Annotated in this window: 14 protein-coding genes; 9 read left to right on the forward strand and 5 right to left on the reverse strand. The window is 68.0% G+C overall.

What is annotated here, in order from left to right; genetic code table 11:
* Window positions 1–2: 2 nt before the first annotated feature.
* A complete protein-coding gene (locus tag K32_RS01920; RefSeq protein ID WP_201402402.1) occupies window positions 3–1,136 on the forward strand; it encodes an ABC transporter permease in 1,134 nt (377 codons plus the stop codon).
* A gap of 32 nt (window positions 1,137–1,168) precedes the next feature.
* Here K32_RS01920 and K32_RS01925 read toward each other — a convergent pair whose 3' ends face one another.
* The gene (locus K32_RS01925; RefSeq protein WP_201402403.1) at window positions 1,169–1,516 is read right to left on the reverse strand and encodes a RidA family protein; all 348 of its coding nucleotides are present in this window, start codon (window positions 1,514–1,516) and stop codon (window positions 1,169–1,171) included.
* Window positions 1,517–1,816: 300 nt separating this feature from the next.
* On the opposite strand from K32_RS01925, the gene K32_RS01930 reads away from it, so the two are divergent.
* The 6 genes from K32_RS01930 to K32_RS01955 all read left to right on the forward strand — a co-directional run bounded on the left by K32_RS01930 (window position 1,817) and on the right by K32_RS01955 (window position 7,473).
* Complete coding sequence (locus K32_RS01930; protein WP_201402404.1) at window positions 1,817–3,022, forward strand: substrate-binding domain-containing protein; 1,206 nt, start codon at window positions 1,817–1,819, stop codon at window positions 3,020–3,022.
* A 75-nt stretch (window positions 3,023–3,097) separates the two neighbouring features.
* Window positions 3,098–3,838, forward strand: coding sequence for an ATP-binding cassette domain-containing protein (locus tag K32_RS01935; protein WP_201402405.1), 741 nt, complete (start codon window positions 3,098–3,100; stop codon window positions 3,836–3,838).
* Window positions 3,828–4,580 (forward strand): ATP-binding cassette domain-containing protein, encoded by a 753-nt coding sequence (locus tag K32_RS01940; protein ID WP_201402406.1) that lies wholly within the window; start codon window positions 3,828–3,830, stop codon window positions 4,578–4,580. Before K32_RS01935 ends, K32_RS01940 begins: the two co-directional genes overlap by 11 nt.
* Window positions 4,577–5,569, forward strand: coding sequence for an ABC transporter permease (locus K32_RS01945; RefSeq protein ID WP_201402407.1), 993 nt, complete (start codon window positions 4,577–4,579; stop codon window positions 5,567–5,569). Before K32_RS01940 ends, K32_RS01945 begins: the two co-directional genes overlap by 4 nt.
* Window positions 5,569–6,528 carry an ABC transporter permease gene (locus tag K32_RS01950; protein ID WP_201402408.1) on the forward strand — a complete coding sequence of 320 codons (960 nt, stop codon included), beginning with the start codon at window positions 5,569–5,571 and terminating at the stop codon, window positions 6,526–6,528. Before K32_RS01945 ends, K32_RS01950 begins: the two co-directional genes overlap by 1 nt.
* Window positions 6,529–6,570: 42 nt before the next feature.
* Window positions 6,571–7,473: an amidohydrolase gene (locus K32_RS01955; RefSeq protein WP_201402409.1), complete on the forward strand. Its 903-nt coding sequence runs from the start codon at window positions 6,571–6,573 to the stop codon at window positions 7,471–7,473.
* A 186-nt stretch (window positions 7,474–7,659) separates the two neighbouring features.
* Here the strand turns inward: K32_RS01955 and K32_RS01960 are convergent, their stop codons facing one another.
* Window positions 7,660–8,397, reverse strand: coding sequence for a polysaccharide deacetylase family protein (locus tag K32_RS01960; RefSeq protein ID WP_201402410.1), 738 nt, complete (start codon window positions 8,395–8,397; stop codon window positions 7,660–7,662).
* 296 nt (window positions 8,398–8,693) lie between these two features.
* Here K32_RS01960 and K32_RS01965 point away from each other — a divergent pair, with 296 nt between their 5' ends.
* Window positions 8,694–9,092, forward strand: a complete 399-nt coding sequence (locus K32_RS01965; RefSeq protein WP_201402411.1) for a response regulator — start codon at window positions 8,694–8,696, stop codon at window positions 9,090–9,092.
* A 43-nt stretch (window positions 9,093–9,135) separates the two neighbouring features.
* Entirely contained in the window at window positions 9,136–9,639 is a 504-nt protein-coding gene (locus tag K32_RS01970) for an MgtC/SapB family protein (RefSeq protein WP_201402412.1), read from the forward strand.
* Between the two features lie 278 nt (window positions 9,640–9,917).
* Here the strand turns inward: K32_RS01970 and K32_RS01975 are convergent, their stop codons facing one another.
* The 3 genes from K32_RS01975 to K32_RS01985 all read right to left on the reverse strand — a co-directional run bounded on the left by K32_RS01975 (window position 9,918) and on the right by K32_RS01985 (window position 18,542).
* Window positions 9,918–10,472 carry a DUF1345 domain-containing protein gene (locus tag K32_RS01975; protein WP_201402413.1) on the reverse strand — a complete coding sequence of 185 codons (555 nt, stop codon included), beginning with the start codon at window positions 10,470–10,472 and terminating at the stop codon, window positions 9,918–9,920.
* 129 nt (window positions 10,473–10,601) lie between these two features.
* Window positions 10,602–12,878, reverse strand: coding sequence for a penicillin-binding protein 1C (gene pbpC / locus K32_RS01980; RefSeq protein WP_371812848.1), 2,277 nt, complete (start codon window positions 12,876–12,878; stop codon window positions 10,602–10,604).
* Between the two features lie 147 nt (window positions 12,879–13,025).
* The gene (locus tag K32_RS01985) at window positions 13,026–18,542 is read right to left on the reverse strand and encodes an alpha-2-macroglobulin family protein (protein ID WP_201402414.1); all 5,517 of its coding nucleotides are present in this window, start codon (window positions 18,540–18,542) and stop codon (window positions 13,026–13,028) included.
* Window positions 18,543–18,597: the final 55 nt, after the last annotated feature.

Raw genomic sequence — 18,597 nt, forward strand, 5'->3', positions numbered from 1 at the left:
CGATGAACGCGCTCCGCTGGCTCTCCAACCTCTACTACCTGTTCATCAAGGAACTGCGCAGCATCAAGGCCGATCCGATCATGCTGGTGCTGGTCGTCTACGCCTTCACGCTGGCGATCTATACCGTCTCGACCGGCGCCTCGACCGAGCTGAAGAACCTCGCCGTCGCGGTCGTCGACGAGGACGATTCGCAATTGTCGCGGAAGATCATCAGCGCGCTGCAGCCGCCGATCTTCCAGGAGGCGGTGAAGATCTCGGCGCGCGAGGCCGACGCGGCGCTGAACGAGGGACGGTTCGTCTTCATCCTCGACATCCCGCCCGATTTCGAGCGCGACGTCCTCGCCGACAGGCCGGCCGAATTGCAGGTCGAGATTGACGCGACGGCCATCGTCTTCGCCGGCAACGGCTCGGTCGCGCTCCAGAACGTCATCGCCAACGAGATCTCGGAATTCCGCTATGGCGGCGGCGTCACGGCCGCGGCGCCGGTGCGGCTGGTGATGCGCAGCGCCTTCAATCCGAACCTGAACTCGGTCTGGTTCGGCTCGCTGATGCAGGTGATGAACAACATCACCATGCTGACGCTCATCCTCTCCGGCGCGGCGCTGATCCGCGAGCGCGAGCGCGGCACCGTCGAGCATCTCCTGGTCATGCCGGTCGTCGCCAGCCAGATCGTACTCGCCAAGGTGCTGGCCAACGGGCTGGTCATCGTCGCAGCGGCGATCCTCTCGCTGATATTCGTCGTGCACCTCCTGCTCAGCGTGCCGATCCAGGGCTCGGTGCTCTTGTTCCTGCTCGGCACGACGATCTACACGCTGTCGATCGCCTCGATGGGCATCCTGCTTGCCACCTTCTCGACCTCGATGGCGCAGTTCGGCCTTTTGGCCATCCCGGTGCTCATCATCCTGAACCTGCTCTCGGGCGGCATGACGCCGATGGAGAGCATGCCAGTCTGGCTGCGCTATGCCATGCAGACGCTGACGACGACACCGCATTTCGTGTCGTTCACTCAGGCCGTGCTCTTCCGCGGCGGCGGCTTCTCGCTCGTCTGGCAGTATCTGCTGATCTTCGTCGTCTTCGGCGCCGTCTATTTCGCGCTGTCGCTGATGCGCTTCCGCAGCGCCGTGCTGAAGGGGTAGCAGGGTCTAAGGGCCGGCGCCCTTCTGCGCCCTCAGGGCAGGGCGGCGATGGCGGTGATCTCGATTTTGTAGGCGGGATCGGCGAGGGGGACCTGGCCGGTGGCGCGCGCTGGCGTGTTGTCGGGATCAACCCAGGCGTCCCAGACGCTGTTCATCGCGGCGAAATCGGCGATGTCGTCGAGCCAGATCGTCACCGAGAGCAGGCGCGACTTGTCGGTGCCGGAGAGCGCCAGCACGCGGTCGATCTCCGCCAGTGCGCCGCGTGTCTGGGTGACGATGTCGGTGCCCGGCGGGCCGACCTGTCCTGCCACATGGACGACGCCGTCATGGGTCGCCGTCTCGCACCAGCGCAGATCCGGCTCCAGTCTCTTGATCTCCACGAAAGTCTCCTTGGTCGAATGGGTCGGTCTGCCGTTCCGTTAGCCGATGGCGCGCGTCCCTGTCCATGCCGCGCCGGAGATGTCGCAATCCGATCGGCGTCGTGGAAACGGGCGCCTCGCGGCGGATTTCCGATTGACAGTACCGCCGCTTGCTATCTGATATGAACAATGCATCTTACATACAAAAGTCGATATCCGGCCATCGTGCGCGAAAAAAGGTTCGGATCAACAACGGCTTGGTGGGATCGAGGGAGAGGCGGGGGACGGATTTCGTCGCCCGATCAGAGGGAGAGACGCACAATGAAACTGGCAAACAGAGTGAAGTCGGTTCTGGCGGCGGCCGTCGGCGGCGCCGCCCTGATGAGCGGCGCCAGCCTGGCCCAGGCGGCCGAGCTGCCCGCGACGTTCCAGACGCTGCCGCCGGAAATCCAGGCGCTTTATCTCGGCGTCGAGGAGACGATCCAGCCGTCGGCCTATGACAATTTCGCGGCCGTGGCGAAGCCGTGGAAGTGGTGCCATTCGGAATCCTACCAGGGCAATCCCTGGCGCGTTTCGGTGACGCGCGAGCTCGAGCGCCTGGTCGGCCTCTACAAGGAGAAGGGCTGGGTCTCCGAATTCGAGATGTCGGATTCGAACGGCGACACCGGCCAGCAGATCGCCCAGATCCGCGCCTTCATCGACAAGAAGTGCAGCATCATCACCTCCTTCGCCGGCTCGTCGACGGCGCTGAACGAGGTGATCGAGGCGGCGTTCAAGGCGGGCATTCCCTTCGTCACGGGTGCGGGCGCCGTCACCAGCCCCTACGCCATCAATGTCGATTCCAACTATGTGAAGTTCGGCTATGACGTCGCCAAGGGCGTCATCGACGGCATCGGCGGCAAGGGCAACGTGCTGCGCATCGAGGGCATCGCCGGCAGCCCGCTGGTCGCCCAGCAGCGCGCCGGCGCCGACAAGGCCTTCGCCGAGGCGCCCGAGGTCAAGGTCGTCCGCGACGTCAACGGCAACTGGTCGCCGAACGTCACCAAGACGGTGACGCTGCAGGTGCTCGCCACCACGCCGCAGCCGATCGCCGGCGTCTGGACCTCGGGTTCGGAGTCGCGCATCGTCGCCGAGGCGTTCCAGCAGGCCGGCCGCCCGATCCCGGTCGTCTCCGGCTCGATCTCGGGCGACGCGCTCGGCTTCTGGAAGGACAACCAGGACACGTTCCGCTTCACCGGCGGCGCGCTGATGCCGTCCTGGACCGCGCAGACGCTGTTCCGCGTCGGCGTCCGCGTGCTGGAAGGCCAGCAGCCGAAGCTCAACATCCTGATGGTCCCGATCCCGGCCGTGAAGCCGGACGAACTCGGCAAGTGGCATCGCGACTGCATGACCAAGGACGCCGTGTCGGTGTTCCCGGTCGCGCCGGAAGATCCGATGCCGGAGACGCTGATGGACGCGTATTTCGCCAAGCCCGCGCATACGGAGCTGTTCGACTACGCGAAGACGCCGGATCCCTGCGCCAAGTAGGATCCAGCCGACACAGCGGGAGGGCCGGCGCGCCGGCTCTCCCGTCTCCGCATCCGGACGGGAGACTGACTGCCTATGCTCGAGATCCGCGATCTCTCGAAGCGCTATGGCGAGACGATTGCGCTCGATGGCGCCCATGTTTCGTTCTCGCCCGGCACGATCCATACCATCCTCGGCGAGAACGGCTCGGGCAAGAGCACGCTGGTCAAGCTGCTCTCGGGCATCGTCTCGCCGGATCGCGGCTCGATCACCTTCGACGGCCGGCCGATCGTCGGCCGCGACCCCGCTGATTTCCGCGCCGCCGGCTTCGCCACCGTGTTTCAGGAAGTGCTGATCGCGCCGGATCGCAGCGTCGCCGACAACATCCTGCTCGGCTATGACGGCCTGTTCCGCCGCCGCGTCCCGCGCGGCGAGCGGCGGGCGCTCGCCGCGAGCGTCCTGTCCGAATTCGCCGTTACCGACGTGCCGCTCGACGAGCCGGCCGGCGAGGTGCCGCTGGCGGCGCAGCAGCTGATCGTTCTGGCCCGCGCGCTGACGCGGAAGCCCCGCGTGCTGATCCTCGACGAGGTGACGGCGGCGCTTGATTTCGCCGACCGCGAGGCGGTGTTCGCGCTGATGCGGCGGCTGGCGGGCGAGGGTTGCCTGATCCTCTTCATCACCCACCGCATGGACGAGGTCACCGGCCTGTCCGACCGGGTGACGGTGCTGCGCAGCGGCCAGGTCGTGAAGACGCTGGAGAAGGGCGAGCTCGTGCCGGACGACCTGCTCGCCCTGATGGCGCCGGAGACGGCGCGGGAGCTGCACCATGTCGGATAGCCCGATCACCCTTTCCGCGCAGGGGCTGTCGCTGAAGCCGGGCGCGGTTCCGTTCGACCAGCATATCCGCCGCGGTGAGATCGTCGGCCTCGCCGGGCTCGACGGTCATGGCCAGGACGCGTTCATGGAAACGCTGGCGGGTCTGCGCGCGCCGGTCACCGGCCGCGTGACGGCGCCGCTCGCTAGGGGTGGCGGGCGGGCGATCACCAGCTTCCGCCGCGCGGTCCAGAGCGGCATCGCCTATCTGCCGCGCGATCGTCGCGCCACCGGCATCTTCCCGTCCATGTCGATCCTCGACAATTTCGCCATCGCCACCGTCGGCCGCGACCGCCGGTTCGGCCTGATCAGCCCGGCCGAGCGGCGCAAGCGCTACGATTATTATCGCGAGCGCCTGTCGATCGTCGCACCCGAGCCCGGCCGCCACCTGATCACGACGCTGTCGGGCGGCAACCAGCAGAAGGTGCTGCTCGCGCGCGCGCTGGCACACAAGCCGGACGTGCTGCTGCTCAACGATCCGACCCGCGGCGTCGACATCGCCACCCGCCGCGTCCTCTATTCGGTGTTCCGCGAGCTGGCCAACGAAGGCATGGCGCTGGTCGTGCTCTCGACCGAGATCGAGGAGGCGCTGGTGCTCTGCGACCGCATCCTCGTCTTCCGCGAGCAGGAACTCGCCGCGCCGCTCGAAGGCGCCGCGCGCTCGTCCGAGCGCATCATCGCAACCATGTTCGGACGGGCGGCATGACTGTTCTCGCAACCTCCTCCTCCGCCGCCGCCGGCCGCATGCCGGCGCTGAAGGCGATCTGGCGGCAGACCGGCTTCGCGCCGATCCTGTTCATCATCCTGCTCGCCATCAACATCTTCATCAATCCGGCCCGTTTCGCGCCCTCCGCCTGGGGCACGCTGATCGGCCTCGCCGCGCCGCTGATCGGCGCCGCGATCGCCTCGGCGCCGGCCATCCTCGGCGGGCGCGGCGGCATCGACATCTCGGTCGGCCCGATCATGGGCTTCGTCAACGCCATCGTCGTGCTGGTGCTGATCCAGAAGCTCGGCCTGACCTCGCCCTGGATCGTCGTCGGCGCGGCGGTCGCGATCGGCGGCCTCGTTGGCGTGCTGAACGGCTTCCTGGCGACGATCCTGCGCATCCAGCCGATCGTCGCGACGCTCGGCACCTATCTGCTCCTCGTCGGGACGACGCTCACCATCCTGCCGGCGCCGACCGGCACCGTGCCGATATGGCTCAAATCGCTCGGCGGGCCGCTGTCGATCCTGCCGCTCGGCGCGGTATTCCTGATCTGGTTTCTGATCCGCCGGCTGCCTTACTACGATCATCTGATGGCCGTCGGCAGCGACGACCGCGCCGCCTATACGGCCGGCATCCCGGTCACGCTGGTGCGCTTTCTCTCCTATGTCATCACCGGCGTCTTCGCCGGCGTGGCGGGGCTGATGATGACGGCGCTGATCGGCTCGGCCGATCCGTCGATCGGCCCGACCTACACGCTGATCGCGATCTCCGCCGTGGCGCTCGGCGGCGTCAGTCTCGCCGGCGGTCGTGGCGGGCTGATTGGTGCTGCCATCGGCGCGATCGACATCTTCCTGCTGCAGAGCGCGCTGACCTACTTCAACTTCTCGACCTTCGTGCTGCAGATCGCGTACGGCTCCATCCTCGTCATCGCCATCGTGCTGACGGCGCTGCAGGACCGCTGGCTCGGTCGTTCCAGGGGAGGCCGCTGATGCCCCGCTTCAGCCGTGACCAGGCGCGCGTCCTTGGCGCCCTCATCGTCGCCGTCGTCCTGCATCTCGCCGGAACGGCGCTGATCCAGGGTTATTCCAGCGAGTTCTCGATGCGGGCGATGTTGGTGCTGGCCTCGCTGCTCGCCATCGCCTCGATCGGCCAGACGCTGGTGGTGATCATTGGCGGCATCGACCTGTCGATCCCCTTCGTCATCGGCTTCGCCAATGTCGTCACCGCCCATCTCTATGGCGGCGGCATGGACTTTGCCCTCGTCTGTGGGATCGTCGTCGGCCTCGCCTTTCTGATCGGCGGGCTGAACGGGCTGATCTCGTCCAGCCTCGGCCTGCATCCGCTCATCGTGACGCTCGGCATCGGCACCATCGTGCAGGGCTCGGTGCTTTTGTGGACCGGCGGCTTCCCGTCCGGATCGGCGCCGGCCTCGGTCACCGAGTTCGTCTCGATCGGCGGCTCCGTCGGCTTCCTGCCGGTGCCGTGGCTGGTGCCGTGCTTCGTCGCGCTCGCGGCAATCGTCACCGTGGCGCTCGCCCGCACGCCCTATGGCCGCCGCCTGTTCGCGCTCGGCAGCAATCCGCGCGCCGCCCCGCTGGCGCTGATCCATCCGGTGGCGATGTGGACGGTGACGTTCGGCCTCAGTGCGGTATTCGCCGCCGTCACCGGCATCCTGCTGCTCGGCTTCACCGGCTCCGCCTATGGCGAGGTCGGCCAGCCCTATTTGTTCCAGACCATCGCCGCCGTCGTCATCGGCGGCACGGCGCTGGTCGGCGGGCGCGGCTCCTATCTCGGCACCGTCGCCGGCGCGCTGGTGCTGACCGAGATCAACACGCTGCTGATCGGCCTCGGCCTGCAGCCGTCGCTGGTGCAGGCGGTGCTCGGCGTCGTCATCGTCGTGCTGGTGTCGTTCTACGGCCGCGACCCGCATGTGCGGACGACGATCTGATCGTCGCCGCAACCCTTCGATATCCACGGAACTGGAAGAAAAATGTCCGGCGATCTCTATAGCGGGCCGATCATCGACGCCCATCATCACTTCTGGGACCTCGGGCTCGGCAAGCATGGCTGGCTTGCTGGCGGCACGCCGGGGGACGAATTGGCGCCGATCCGCCGCAACGTCCTGCCGGCCGACTACGAGGCGCTGGCGCGACCGGAGAACATCGTCGCCAGCGTCCATATCGAGGCGAACTGGGATCCGGCCGACCCGCCGGGCGAGAGTGACTGGCTCGACAGCCTGCCACGCAGCGACGGCATCGCGTCGCGCTACGTCGCCCATGCGGCGCTGGCCGATGTCAACGCGCCCGAGATCCTGGCACGCCACGCGGAAAATCCGCGCGTCGTCGGCATCCGCGAGATCCTGAGCTGGCATCCCGATCCCGCCAAGCGCCGCATGCCGGACAATGACCGCATGGACGACCCGCGCTGGCGCGCCAATATGGCCCGCTTCCGCGAACTCGGCTTCAGCTTTGATCTCTTGATCTCGCCGCACCAGCACGAGACCGCGCGCCGCCTCGCCGACGCCTTCCCCGATATCCGCTTCCTCGTCAATCACTGCGGCAGCCCGATGGATCGCGACGCCGAGGGCATGCGGCGCTGGCGCGAGGGTCTCGCCTTGATGGCTGGCGCGGAAAATGTCGCGATCAAGATCTCCGATCCGGTCGCCTATGACCCGGACTGGACGCCGGCGAGCCTGACCGAGGTGATCGACGCCTGCATCGACGCCTTCGGCGCCGACCGCTCGATCTTCGCCAGCGATCACCCGGTGGCCGGTCTACATATCGGCCTCTCGGAATGGATCGCCATCTTCAAGCAGGCGGTGCGCGGCTTCTCGGCCGACGAGCAGGCGAAGCTGTTCGCCGGCAATGCGCGGGACTGGTATCGGCTGGCCTGAGCACGGGGCGAGGCGATCTCCCTCGCGCTGTGCCGCCCTCCGCCGTCATCCCGGCGAAGGCCGGGATCCAGACACGCCGACCCCGAACCAGAACGCTAGACCCAGATTTCCGGGCCGGTGTTCATGGGCCCCGGCCTTCGCCGGGGCGACGGGGCCCTGCAGAGCTCTCCCGAAGGGACACGCCGCTCAGCGGCTCGCTTCGGTCTGCACGTCGTCGAGCTTGACGAAGACGGTGCCCTTGTCGATCAGCCGCTGGATGCCCTCGACGACGCCCTTGCCGGCCGGATGTCCCGGCTGGTTGATGTGGGCGATGATGACATCGCCCGAGCGGGCGGCGGCGATCCGCTTCGCCACCGTCGCGGCCGGCAGCGACGCGCCCATGTCGGCGTTCAGCGAGAAGCCGGCGATCGAATAGCCCTCGGCCCGGATCGCATCCAGCGCGTCCTGGCTGTAGACGGCGGTGGCGCCGCGATACCAGCGCGGCGGCTTGCCGGTCGCCTTGAGGACGGCCGAGGCGCCGCCATCGACTTCCTTGCGTACTTCTTCCAGCGATCCCGCCGTCTTCAGGCCGTAGAGCTGCGGAACATCGGTGATGGCCGGAACGTGCTGGTCGCCATGGTTCTCGATCTGGAACAGCTCCGGATGCGCCAGGAGCACGGCCGTGGTCTCCTGGTTCCGCTTCAGCCAGCGATGCGTGACGAAGAGCGTCGCCGGAATCTGATTCTGCACCAGCGTGTCGAGGATGCGCCGGTCGATCGTGCCGGAACAGGCATCGAAAGTGAGCGCGACGACGCGGGCGCCGGGCGGCGGCGCGGCGATCCGAAGCTTCAGTTCGATGTCCTGCGGCTTGGCGAGGGCGCCCTGGGCCAGCAGGAGCGTGGCGGCGACGGCCAGCCAGCCGGCGCGAAGGGAGGGGATCGGCATCGGAACTCCTGGACACAGGAACAAGACGCGCACCTAGCGTCGCGCTTGGGACGCATTTAAGGCAGGGCGACGGATTTTGCGCGGGGGGAGGGCTGTGAATCCTGTGCACTTTGCGAAATCCCGACTTGACGGTAATGTCTTGGGTTCCGGGACAGCATGGAGGCCATCACCCCGGGGCAAGGATGCCTCATGACCCGCAGGACGACGGAAAATGGTCGCCGAGAGGGGCGACGCAGCCTGACGGATGGCTCGCGACCGAGAGGGGGCGGGGCCTCTTTTCCGCTCGGGGCTTTGCCATGAACGAGCTCGCCCCCCTGATCCTGCTGGTGGAGGACGAGGCGACTTTGCGCCTCGCCGCGGCCGACCTTCTGGAAGATCTCGGCTTTCGCGTCGAGACGGCCGGATCCGCGCAGGAGGCGACGGCGCGGGTCGATCGGCGCGGTGGCGACTACCAGGTCGTCATCATCGATCTCGACCTGCCGGACCGCTCGGGCGCCGAGCTCGCCAAGGAAATCCGCGACAATCGCGCCGATGTTCCGATCGTGATCGCGAGCGGCTATGACGAGGCGAGCCTCGATCATGCCCTCGCCGACGACGCGCGCGTCGGCTTCCTCGGCAAGCCCTATGGGGTGAAGGGCGTGATGCAGGTCCTGGCCGAACTCGGCATCCTCGTCGACCGATCTTTGCTACCCTGAGTGACCGGCGGGAGCCGGAAACCAGAGAGGATGCGATCGGCATATGGAACTCTACCTGGAGGCCACGCTGCGGCTCGGCGCCGCGGCTATCTGCGGGCTGCTGATCGGCATCGACCGGGACACGCGCGAAAAGCCGGCCGGCATGCGCACGCTGGCGCTGGTGTCGCTCGGCGCCGCGGTGGCGACGCTGACGGCGATCCATATTCCCGGCTTCGTCATGGGATCGGACGCCATGAGCCGCGTCCTGCAGGGCGTGATCCAGGGCGTGCTCGCCGGCATCGGCTTCATCGGCGCTGGCACGATCCTGCATCTCGGCCAGCATGGCGGGCACGTCCAGGGTCTGACAACGGCGGCGACCGTCTGGGTCGCGGCCGCGCTCGGCATAACCTGCGGCCTCGGCACCTGGCCGATCGTCCTGGTCGCGCTCGTGCTGGTCCTCCTGATCCTGATCGTCGCCCGTTATTTCGAGCGCTGGCTGATCAGCCACCTCGTGCCCGAGGGCAGATCGCGCGACGGATCGGAGAAGGAAGAGCGGGAGAAGGGCTGAGTGTCTCGGCTTTCGGCTTCGATGCTTGGCCGCTTGGCAGTCAGGCGGGCTCGTCTCTTCACCTCTCCCATAGGGAGAGGTCGACGGCCGAAGGCCGGCGGGTGAGGGGGTGAGCCCTCTCCGGATGGTTCCCTACCCCCTCACCCGGAGCTTCGCTCCGACCTCTCCCCATGGGAGAGGTGAAGGAGGAGCACCAGGTCTTTGAGCCTTCCAGGCGATCGACTGGCACAGCCATCATCCCTCTCATGGAGCGGTGAAACCAGTGCGCCCCCGCCCCCTCAGGTCAGCACACTCGCCCCGAGGTTGATGGCGAGCGCCAGCAGCGTCGTGTTGAAGATGAACGACGCGATCGAATGGAACATCATGACCATGCGGAAATCCGTGGTCCGGACGTTGACGTCCGAGGTCTGGAAGGTCGCGCCGAGGCAGAAGGAAAAATAGAAGAAATCCCAGATCGACGGCTCCGGCGTATCCGGGAAGACGAGGCCGCCGACATCGTCCTCCTTGCCGTCTGCGTTGCTGTCGGTGCCGGCCGGCGCGTAGTAGAGGCGGGCATAGTGGAACGCGAACAGCGTGTTGAAGACGGCCCAGCCGAGCGGAATGCTGATGATAGCCGTGGCGAGATGGGGCGCCGTCGTGTCGGCGCCGTTCAGGATCGAGAAGATCGAATAGAACGAGAAGGCGATGGCGCCGACCGTCAGGCACATGATCAGGACGATGCCTTCGTCCTCGCTCCGCGCCCTGAGCCGCAGCTTGTCGAGATTGGCCCTCGCCGCGAGCCGCAGCTGGAAGAACAGATAGACGATGAAGAACACGTCGCCGGCGGCGATCATCGCGAATTCCGGCCGCACCAGGCGAATGACGAAATAGGCGACGATGGCGACGAGGACCGACTGATAGAAATGGGTGTGCTGCTGCCAGTGGCGTTGGACGAAGGAAATCGGACTGCTCCGCCTTGCGGGTTACTCGACGAACACGGTCACGCGATCCGACCGTCCGGCCGAATCTACCACCGATAGCGTAACAAATCCGGGTCCGTCCGGCGCCCAGCTTTCCGCGCGGGAGAACGGGGTGCGGGCGATCGGCACGCCGTTGGCGAACCAGGTGAAGGGCGGCTGGCCGTTGCGGATCTTGATCATCAGCGGCATCGGATCGCCGGCTCGGATGCCGAGATCGACCTGCACGCCATCCGGCGGGAACGCGATCTGCGGCGTGTCCGGCGCCTTGTTGGCGAGGATGTCGCTGCCGCGAAAGCGCTTCAGCGGCGCCGGCAGGTCGCCATTCGCCGCGATCAGCGCGCCGCGCGGGGCGGGGGCGAGCGGAACGCGGTCGCCGCCCATCTTGTCGAACGCCTCGAACAGGATCGGCGCCGCGGTGCCGATGCCGGAAAGGCCGGAGACCGGCGCGCCATCGGCCCGGCCGGCCCAGACGCCGATCACCGTGCGGCCGTCGAAGCCAATCGACCAGGCGTCGCGATAGCCGTAGGAGGTGCCGGTCTTGTAGGCGATGCGGCCGCGCGCGCCGATGGTCGGCGGCGGCACGTCGGCGAGGATGTTCCCGACATACCAGGCGGCGAGCGGCTCCAGCACCGGCGCGGGCTCCGCCGCCGGCGTGCGCGGCGCGGGCTCGGTATGCAGCGTCACCGGCCGGCCGCCGCGCGCGATCGCGCCATAGAGCGAGACGAGGTCGCGGAGCGACAGGCCGACGCCGCCGAGGCCGACCGCGAGGCCGGCGGCCGACATGTCCGGCAGGCGCGGGCTCGCCGCCGCGCGCTTCATCCGCGCGATCAGCCGCGCCGGCCCGACCGCGTCGAGCACCTGTACAGCCGGCACGTTGAGCGATTGCGTCAGCGCGTCGTGGATGGTCACGGTGCCGCGATAAAACCCGTCGAAATTGACCGGCGCATAGCCGGCGAAGGCCGAGGGCTTGTCTTCGATCAGGCTCTGCGGATGGGCGAGGCCCTGCTCGAAGGCGAGGCCGTAGATCAGCGGCTTCAGCGTCGAGCCGGGCGAGCGAATCGCCTCGGTCATGTCGACGAAGCCGTTCCTCGCATCGTCCATGAAGCTGGCGGAGCCGACCGAGGCGAGGATGTCGCCGCTGACATGGTCGGCGACGAGAATGGCGACCGAGGCCTTCGGGCCGGCCTTGGCGGCGCGGGCGCTTGCCAGCGCCTCGAGCTTCGCCTGCAGACGGCCGTCGACGGTCAGGCGGATGACGGGCTCGGTCGGATGACGCCTGCGCGCCTGATCGCCAAGATGGGCGGCCAGCATCGGGAAGGGTTTTCGCGCCGAAGGCACGCGCTCGGTCTTGGCGGCAGCGGCCGTCTCCTCGTCGAGCACGCCGGCCGTTACCAGCCGGTCGAGCACGCGGTCGCGCGCCGCCTTGGCGGCCTTCGGGTCGCGGTCGGGCCGCCGCGCCTCGGGCGATTGCGGCAGGGCGACGAGAAGCGCGGCCTCGGCGATGGTCAGCCGGCGCGGTTCCTTGCCGAAATAGGCGAGGGTGGCGGCGCGGATGCCCTCCAGATTGCCGCCATAGGGCGCGAGCGTCAGGTAGAGCGACAGGATCTGGTTCTTGTCGAGCCTGTCCTCCAGCGCTCGCGCGTGCACGATCTGCTTGAGCTTGCTCTCGGCCTGCCGGGTCGAGCCGCCCTGGACGAGGCGCGCCACCTGCATGGTCAGCGTCGAGCCGCCGGAGACGACATGGCCGTTGCGAACGATCTGGGCGGCGGCGCGGGCGAATGCTCGCCAGTCGACGCCGTGATGCTCGTTGAAGCGCCGGTCCTCGTAGCCTTTCAGCATGGTGATGAACATCGGGTCGACGTCGGCGAGCCCGACCGGCAGCCGCCAGCGCCCCTCGGCGATGGTGTAGGGCCGCAGCAGCGCGTCGCCGCGATCGACGACGATCTGCGAGGTTGGGACCTTGGCCGGATCCGGGACGGGAGGCAGGCTCTTCTCGATCTGGCTGACCGCACCGGAGAGCCCGGCATAGGAGAAGAAGCCGGTGAGCCCGAGCGCGACCGCCGCGATGGCAAGGCGCCGCGGCCATTTTTTCCCTTCACCTCTCCCAGAGGGAGAGAGCCTGTCCCGGACTTGATCCGGGATCGACGGCGAAGCCGGCGGGTGAGGGGTTGCGCCCTCACCGGATAGGTCTGAACCCCTCACCCGGCCCTCCGGGCCGACCTCTCCCTCTGAGAGAGGTGAAGGCTTCTGTCCTGCGCCAGCCTCACGTTCAGCGCTCATGGCGATCGCCTCTCGTGGCTCCGCCCGAAATCCACGCTCCCCGTCATCCCTGCGAAAGCAGGGATCCATGCAGCCCGAGGCCTCGGCTGAATGGATCCCGGGTCTTTGCCCGGGATGACGGCGAGCTTGGTCCTGCGCATCGCGCCCTCACTTCGTCGTCGTCGGTCCGACGATCTCGACCGAGCCGGTGTCGGTATGGGCCTGGCGATCGGGGTCGTACATGTCCTCGACCGTCGCCGCCGGATGCACGAACTTGCCCGGCGAGACGGCGCGGACGCCATAGGCGACCGTGAACTCCAGCGGATCGCCGGACGAGCGGGTCAGCGCCGCCACGAAGCGGTCGGTCCGCGCCTCGGTATGCGCCAGCTCGGTCGTGCCCTGCAGCCACTCATACGAAGACGTGTCGCCCGAGCGCGAGAGGTTGGGGTTCTCGATCTCGAAGCCGGCCGGCAGCGGATCGACCACCATCAGCCGTCCGAACCGGGCCTGGTCGGCCGTCACCTTCAGCACCACCACCAGCCGGTCGTTCTGCGCGACCGTCGACGGGTCCGCCTCGCTGCCGTCCGTGTTGAAATAGCTGCGGGTGATGGCGAAGCCCTCGCCGCCGGCCGGCTCCGGGCTGGCCGGGATGCCGGTCAGCGTCAGCGCCGCGTCGAGCGGAATGTCGCTGGTGTTGGCGACGACGAGCGGCCGGTTGTCGACGTCCGAGCCGAGGAGCTTGCGGTAGAGCGGCACCTCGCCCTTGTTGCCGTCGATCTCGATCGAGGCCTGCTTCAGGTCCGACATCATCGCGGCGGCGGCCATCAGCATCCAGCCCTGTTCCTGGGTGGAGAGATAACGGCGGTTGTCGCGCGTTGTCGCGACGTCGTCGATCAGCTTCTTGACGTTGGCGCCCTTGTCGCCGCTCTCGGCGACAAGGGTGAGCACCGCAGCCTGGTCGCGCAGGCCCGAGCCATAGTCCTCGCGGCCGGCGAGCTCGCGGCCCGTCGCGCGACGGAGATTGTCGATGGCGACGCCGAGCACGGAGCCCGAGCGCGCCTTGTCGCCATAAAGCGCCAGCGCCGCGCCGATCTGCGCCTGCGCCAGCGGGGTCGCGAAGTTGTTCAGCTTCGTCTCCGCGTAGTAGCGCAGATCGCCGATCGCCGCCTTGCCGTTGCGGGCGAGGACGTAGAGCGAATAGGCGATCGCCTCGCCGCCCCGATCGAAGTCGGAGGCGTAGCCGACCTTGTTCGCGAGGTTGTCGAGCGCGTTGTTGAACGCGACCTCCGGAACGAGATAGCCGCCCGCCTTGGCGCGGGTCAGGAAGTCGGTGACATAGGCGTCGAGCCAGAGGTCGTCATAGCCCGGTCCCCAGAGGCCGAACGAGCCGGCCGAGGACTGGTTGTCGAGCACCTTGCCGATCGAGGCCTGGATGCGCTCGCGCAGTTCGCTGTCCTGCGCGATGCCGATCGTCGCCGCCACCTGGTTCAGATAGAGCAGCGGCATGGCCTTCGAGGTGATCTGCTCGGTGCAGCCATAGGGGTAGCGGTCGAGCGAGGCGAGGATCGCCGCGACGTCGAGCTTGGCCGTGCCGCCGACGGCGAGCGTGGCGCTCGTCGTGCCCGGCACGAACTCGGAGAAGGCGTAGCGGTCGACGCTCAGCGTGTTGCCGGGCGCCATCGAGATCAGCGAGCGGCGCGAGACCGGCTGGCCAGCCGGCCGGATGCCCAGGCTGTAGGTCCGGTCGAAGGTCTGGCCGTTTTCCGGGCTCGCCAGGCTGACGGTGATCTCGTGGTCGCCAATGTCGACGGCCTTGATCGGCAGCGCGATCGTCGCGCGGCCGGCCTTCTCCAGCCGGATCTGCTTGTCCGCGTCGCCGGGATCCATGGCGACGCCGGGCGCGTCGACGGCGAGCCGGTAGTCGCCGGCCGGCCCTTCGACATTGTTGACCTCGACCAGGATGCGGCTTTGGTCGTCCGGCGTCATGAAGCGGGGCAGGCTCGCCATCACCACGACGGGATCGCGGACGATGATGTCCTGCTCGGCATGGCCGATGCCTTCCTTCGACCAGGCCATCGCCATGACGCGGACGGTTCCGTTGAAGTCGGGCAGGTCGAAGGTGATCGTCGCCTTGCCGTTCTCGTCGACCTTCACCACGCCGGAATAATAGGCGATCAGCTTCTCGGTCGGCGGCGGCGACTTCAGCCCCGCCGCGCCGCCGTCGCCGCCGGAGCGGAGACGGCCGGGAACGCCCTGCATGCGGTCGATCAAGAGGCCATAGAGGTCGCGGATCTCCATGCCGAGCCGGCGCTGGCTGAAATACCAGCCGTCCGGATCGGGCGTCTTGAACTGGGTCAGGTTGAGGATGCCGACATCGACGGCCGCGACCGTGACATAGGCGTCCTCGCCTGCCTTCAGATTGGCGAGCGTGACGGGGATGGTCAGCGGCCCGCGCGGCCGGATCTGGTCCTCGGCGCCCAACTGGACGTCGATGCGGCGGTCGGCCGGATCGACGGGCACCCAGGCGAGGCCAAGCGCGCGCGACGGCATCCGCTTCGCCTGCACGTCCATCGGCCGGAACAGGGTGGCGGTGACATAGGCGCCCGGTCCCCATTTCGTCGTCACGTCGAGGTCGACCGTGGTGCCGCCCTCGGGCACATCGACCGTCTTCATGTCGATGACGCGGTCGTCGATGACCATGATCTGGGCGATGCCGGGGAAGCGCGGATCGAGGCGCAGCTTGGCGGTCTCGCCGGGCTTGTAGTTCTTCTTGTCGAGCGAGACGGTCAACATGTCCGGTGTCTCGGACGCAGCGCTCGCATCGACATACCAGCCGGCGTCGAAGGCGTAGCTGGACGAGGTCGGCGCCTCGCCGGCGAGCGCCACCGTCAGGCGGAAGCGGCCCCAGTCGACCTTGCTCTCGACCGTGGCGGGCTTGGAGGCGGAGAGGTCGACCGTGCCGTTGGCGACACGGGTCGCCGTGGTGATCGCCTCGTATTTCCAGGCGCCGTCGCGCCGATACCACTGGTAGTTCGTGTCGAGCTTCTCGATCGTCCAGGTCGCGCTTTTGGCGTCGATGCGCTTGCCGTCCGGGCCGATGGCGATCAGCTCGAACGAGGCGGCGCCGCCCTCCGGCACGCTGCCGTCAAAGCCCGGCTTGATGCCGATATGCGGCTTGGTGCCGTCGGCCGGCAGCGTCATCCGCCGCTCGACTGCGCGGCCGTTGGTGTCGGTGACGCGGACGATGATCTCGGCGTTGAACAGCTTGGTCGTCTCCGGCAGCGACGGCACGGTGGCGTCGAAGCTGGCGCGGCCTTCCTCGTCGGTGACGGCGCTGGCGCCGAGCGAATCCCGCACGCTCTCGACCGGATCGTCCGAGAGGCCGAAGGCGTAGCCCGGATAGTCCGCGCTAACGCTGGTCGGCGTGGCGATGATGTCGCCGTCGACGCCGAGGCCGATTGCGTTGGCGCCGTAGAGATATTTCGCGGTCAGCTCGATCGGGAAGGTGCCGCCCGAGGTGAGGCGCTCAGCGGTGGTCTTGAGCTCGAAGGCGACGCGTTCCGGCTCGAAATCGTCGACGAGCGCCGAGATCTCGGTCAGCGCCGAGCCATCGGGATCGGCATAGAGCTGGAAGCGCCAGGCGCCGCGCTGGGCGCCATCGGGGATGGCGACGTCGCGGCTGTAGCCGCCCTGGCCCTCGTCATCGAGCTTGGTGCGCAGGAACTCGACGCCGTCCGGGCGGTCGACGACGAGCGTCAGCGGCAGGCCGGAAACGGCCTTGGCCTGGCTGTCGCGCAAGAGCGCGGTCAGATGCACGGTCTCGCCGGGGCGGTAGATGCCGCGCTCGGAGGTGAAGAAGGTGTCGAGCGCGCCCGGCGCCGGGCGGCCGTCGACGCCGCGGTCGGTCAGGTCGAACGCGGTCTTCTTCATGTCGAGGAAGGCGTAGTCGCCGGCCTCGGTCTGCGCGACAAGAAGCTGGGGCGCCATGCCGCCCGTGCCGCGGGCCAGGCCGGGCTCGAAATGGACGTAGCCGTCGGCGTTGGTGGTCGCCTCGCCGAGGATCTCGTCATTGGTCGCGACCAGCTTCACCTTGACGCCGGCCAGCGCCTTGGCGGTGTTGAGCGAGCGGATGACGGCATGAACGCCGTCATTGCCCGAAAGCGCCGAGAGGCCGAGGTCGGAGACGATGAACCACTGGGTCGCCAGCGAGGAATCGTAGCCACCGTCGCTGGAGCCCTTGGTCGCCGCCTTGGCGGTGATGACATAGACGCCGGGCTCGATCGTCTTGACCGCGTCGCCGATCGGGATCGCCGTGGTAATGCTCTCGTTCAGCTTCTTGTTCGCCACCTCGATCTGGCCCTTCCAGACCGAGATGCCCGACTGGCCGGCGATCTGGCTGGCGGAGTAGCTGTCGAGCTGGCGCAGGAAATTGCCGTCGCGCACGGCGATGGCGAGCGCGCGATCGCCGATCCGGTACACCTCGGCGTCGATCAGGTCGGTGTTGACGCTATCGATCGGGATCGAGGCGCCCTGGCCGGCCGGCAGCACATAGGCATTGCCGGCGAAGCCGACCCAGGGCGCGCGGTCGCGGATATAGCTCGAGACCTCGGCCATCTGCTGGAGCTTCTCGCCATCGGCCGACGGCAGGCCGGCGCGGAAGCGCATCGTGTAGCGCTGGCCGTGCTTCAGCCCGTCGATGCAGATCTGGTTGTCCTGCGGCTCGACCGCGAGGCCCTTGCCGCCCTCGACGACGACGAAGTCGGAGAGCGTCGGATCGGAGACGGGGAGGGGATCGGAGAAGACGACGCACATGCGCGGCGAGGCGGCATCGGCGTCGACGGTGTTGGAGACGATGCGGAAGCCGCGCTCGGCGATGAGCTTGTCGAAAGCCGCGCGCAGCTGCGGATCCTGCTTGTATTCGAGGCTGAGGCGATAGGCCTTGATCGCCGCCTTCCACATCTCCCGCTTTTCCAGCGCCTGGCCGAGCAGGGCGCGTGCCTGCGCCTGTTCGCCGACGCCGTCGGCGCGCAGATAGGCGTTGATCGCGGCCGACGAGGCGGCGGTCATCGCCTGCTGACGCTGGCCGTAATCGTCGGGATTGCGCTGCAGCTGCGCGGCGGCGAAGGCACGCCAGAGCGCCGGGTCGTCCGGGGCGATGGCGAGCATGGCGCCGAGATCGCGCGCCAGCTCGGTGATGTTGCCGGTCTGGCGCGAGCGTTCGGCGCCGAGGCGGATCGTGTCGTAGCCGACGCCGTGCGAGGGATAGTCGCTGGCGAGCGCGCCGAGCTGGCGCTTCGCCTCGTCGAAGGGCGAGGGGCCGAGGAAGGCGAGTTCCTCGATGCGCTTCTCGGCGACGTTCTTGTCGATCGCCTTGGCGGTGACGACGCGGCCGGCATTGGCGCCGGGGGAGACCGCGAGCGCGCCGAAGTCGCTCTTCAGGAAGCACCACTTCGCCTTGGTGTTGTAGGTGAAGGCCTTGCAGTTTCCGTCGTCGGTGCAGGCCGTGGCGCAGGCCTTCTGGTCGACATCCTTCAGCGTCTGATAGTCGAAGCTCGGATAGTCGGCGTCGCGGCTGATGATCACCCGCCGGGGTCCGCTCTCCTGCGCGCTGGCTGGTGTCGCCAGGCCGCCGAGAGAGAGCGTCAGGCCGAGCACGAGCCCCAGAATCCCGCCAACACCGCGCATGATCGTCTCCGTTCGCCACCGTCTCGATTAGCGCGGCAGTCTACGGGGCGCGTCC

It is taken from the genome of Kaistia sp. 32K, from assembly GCF_016629525.1.
GTDB lineage: Bacteria > Pseudomonadota > Alphaproteobacteria > Rhizobiales > Kaistiaceae > Kaistia.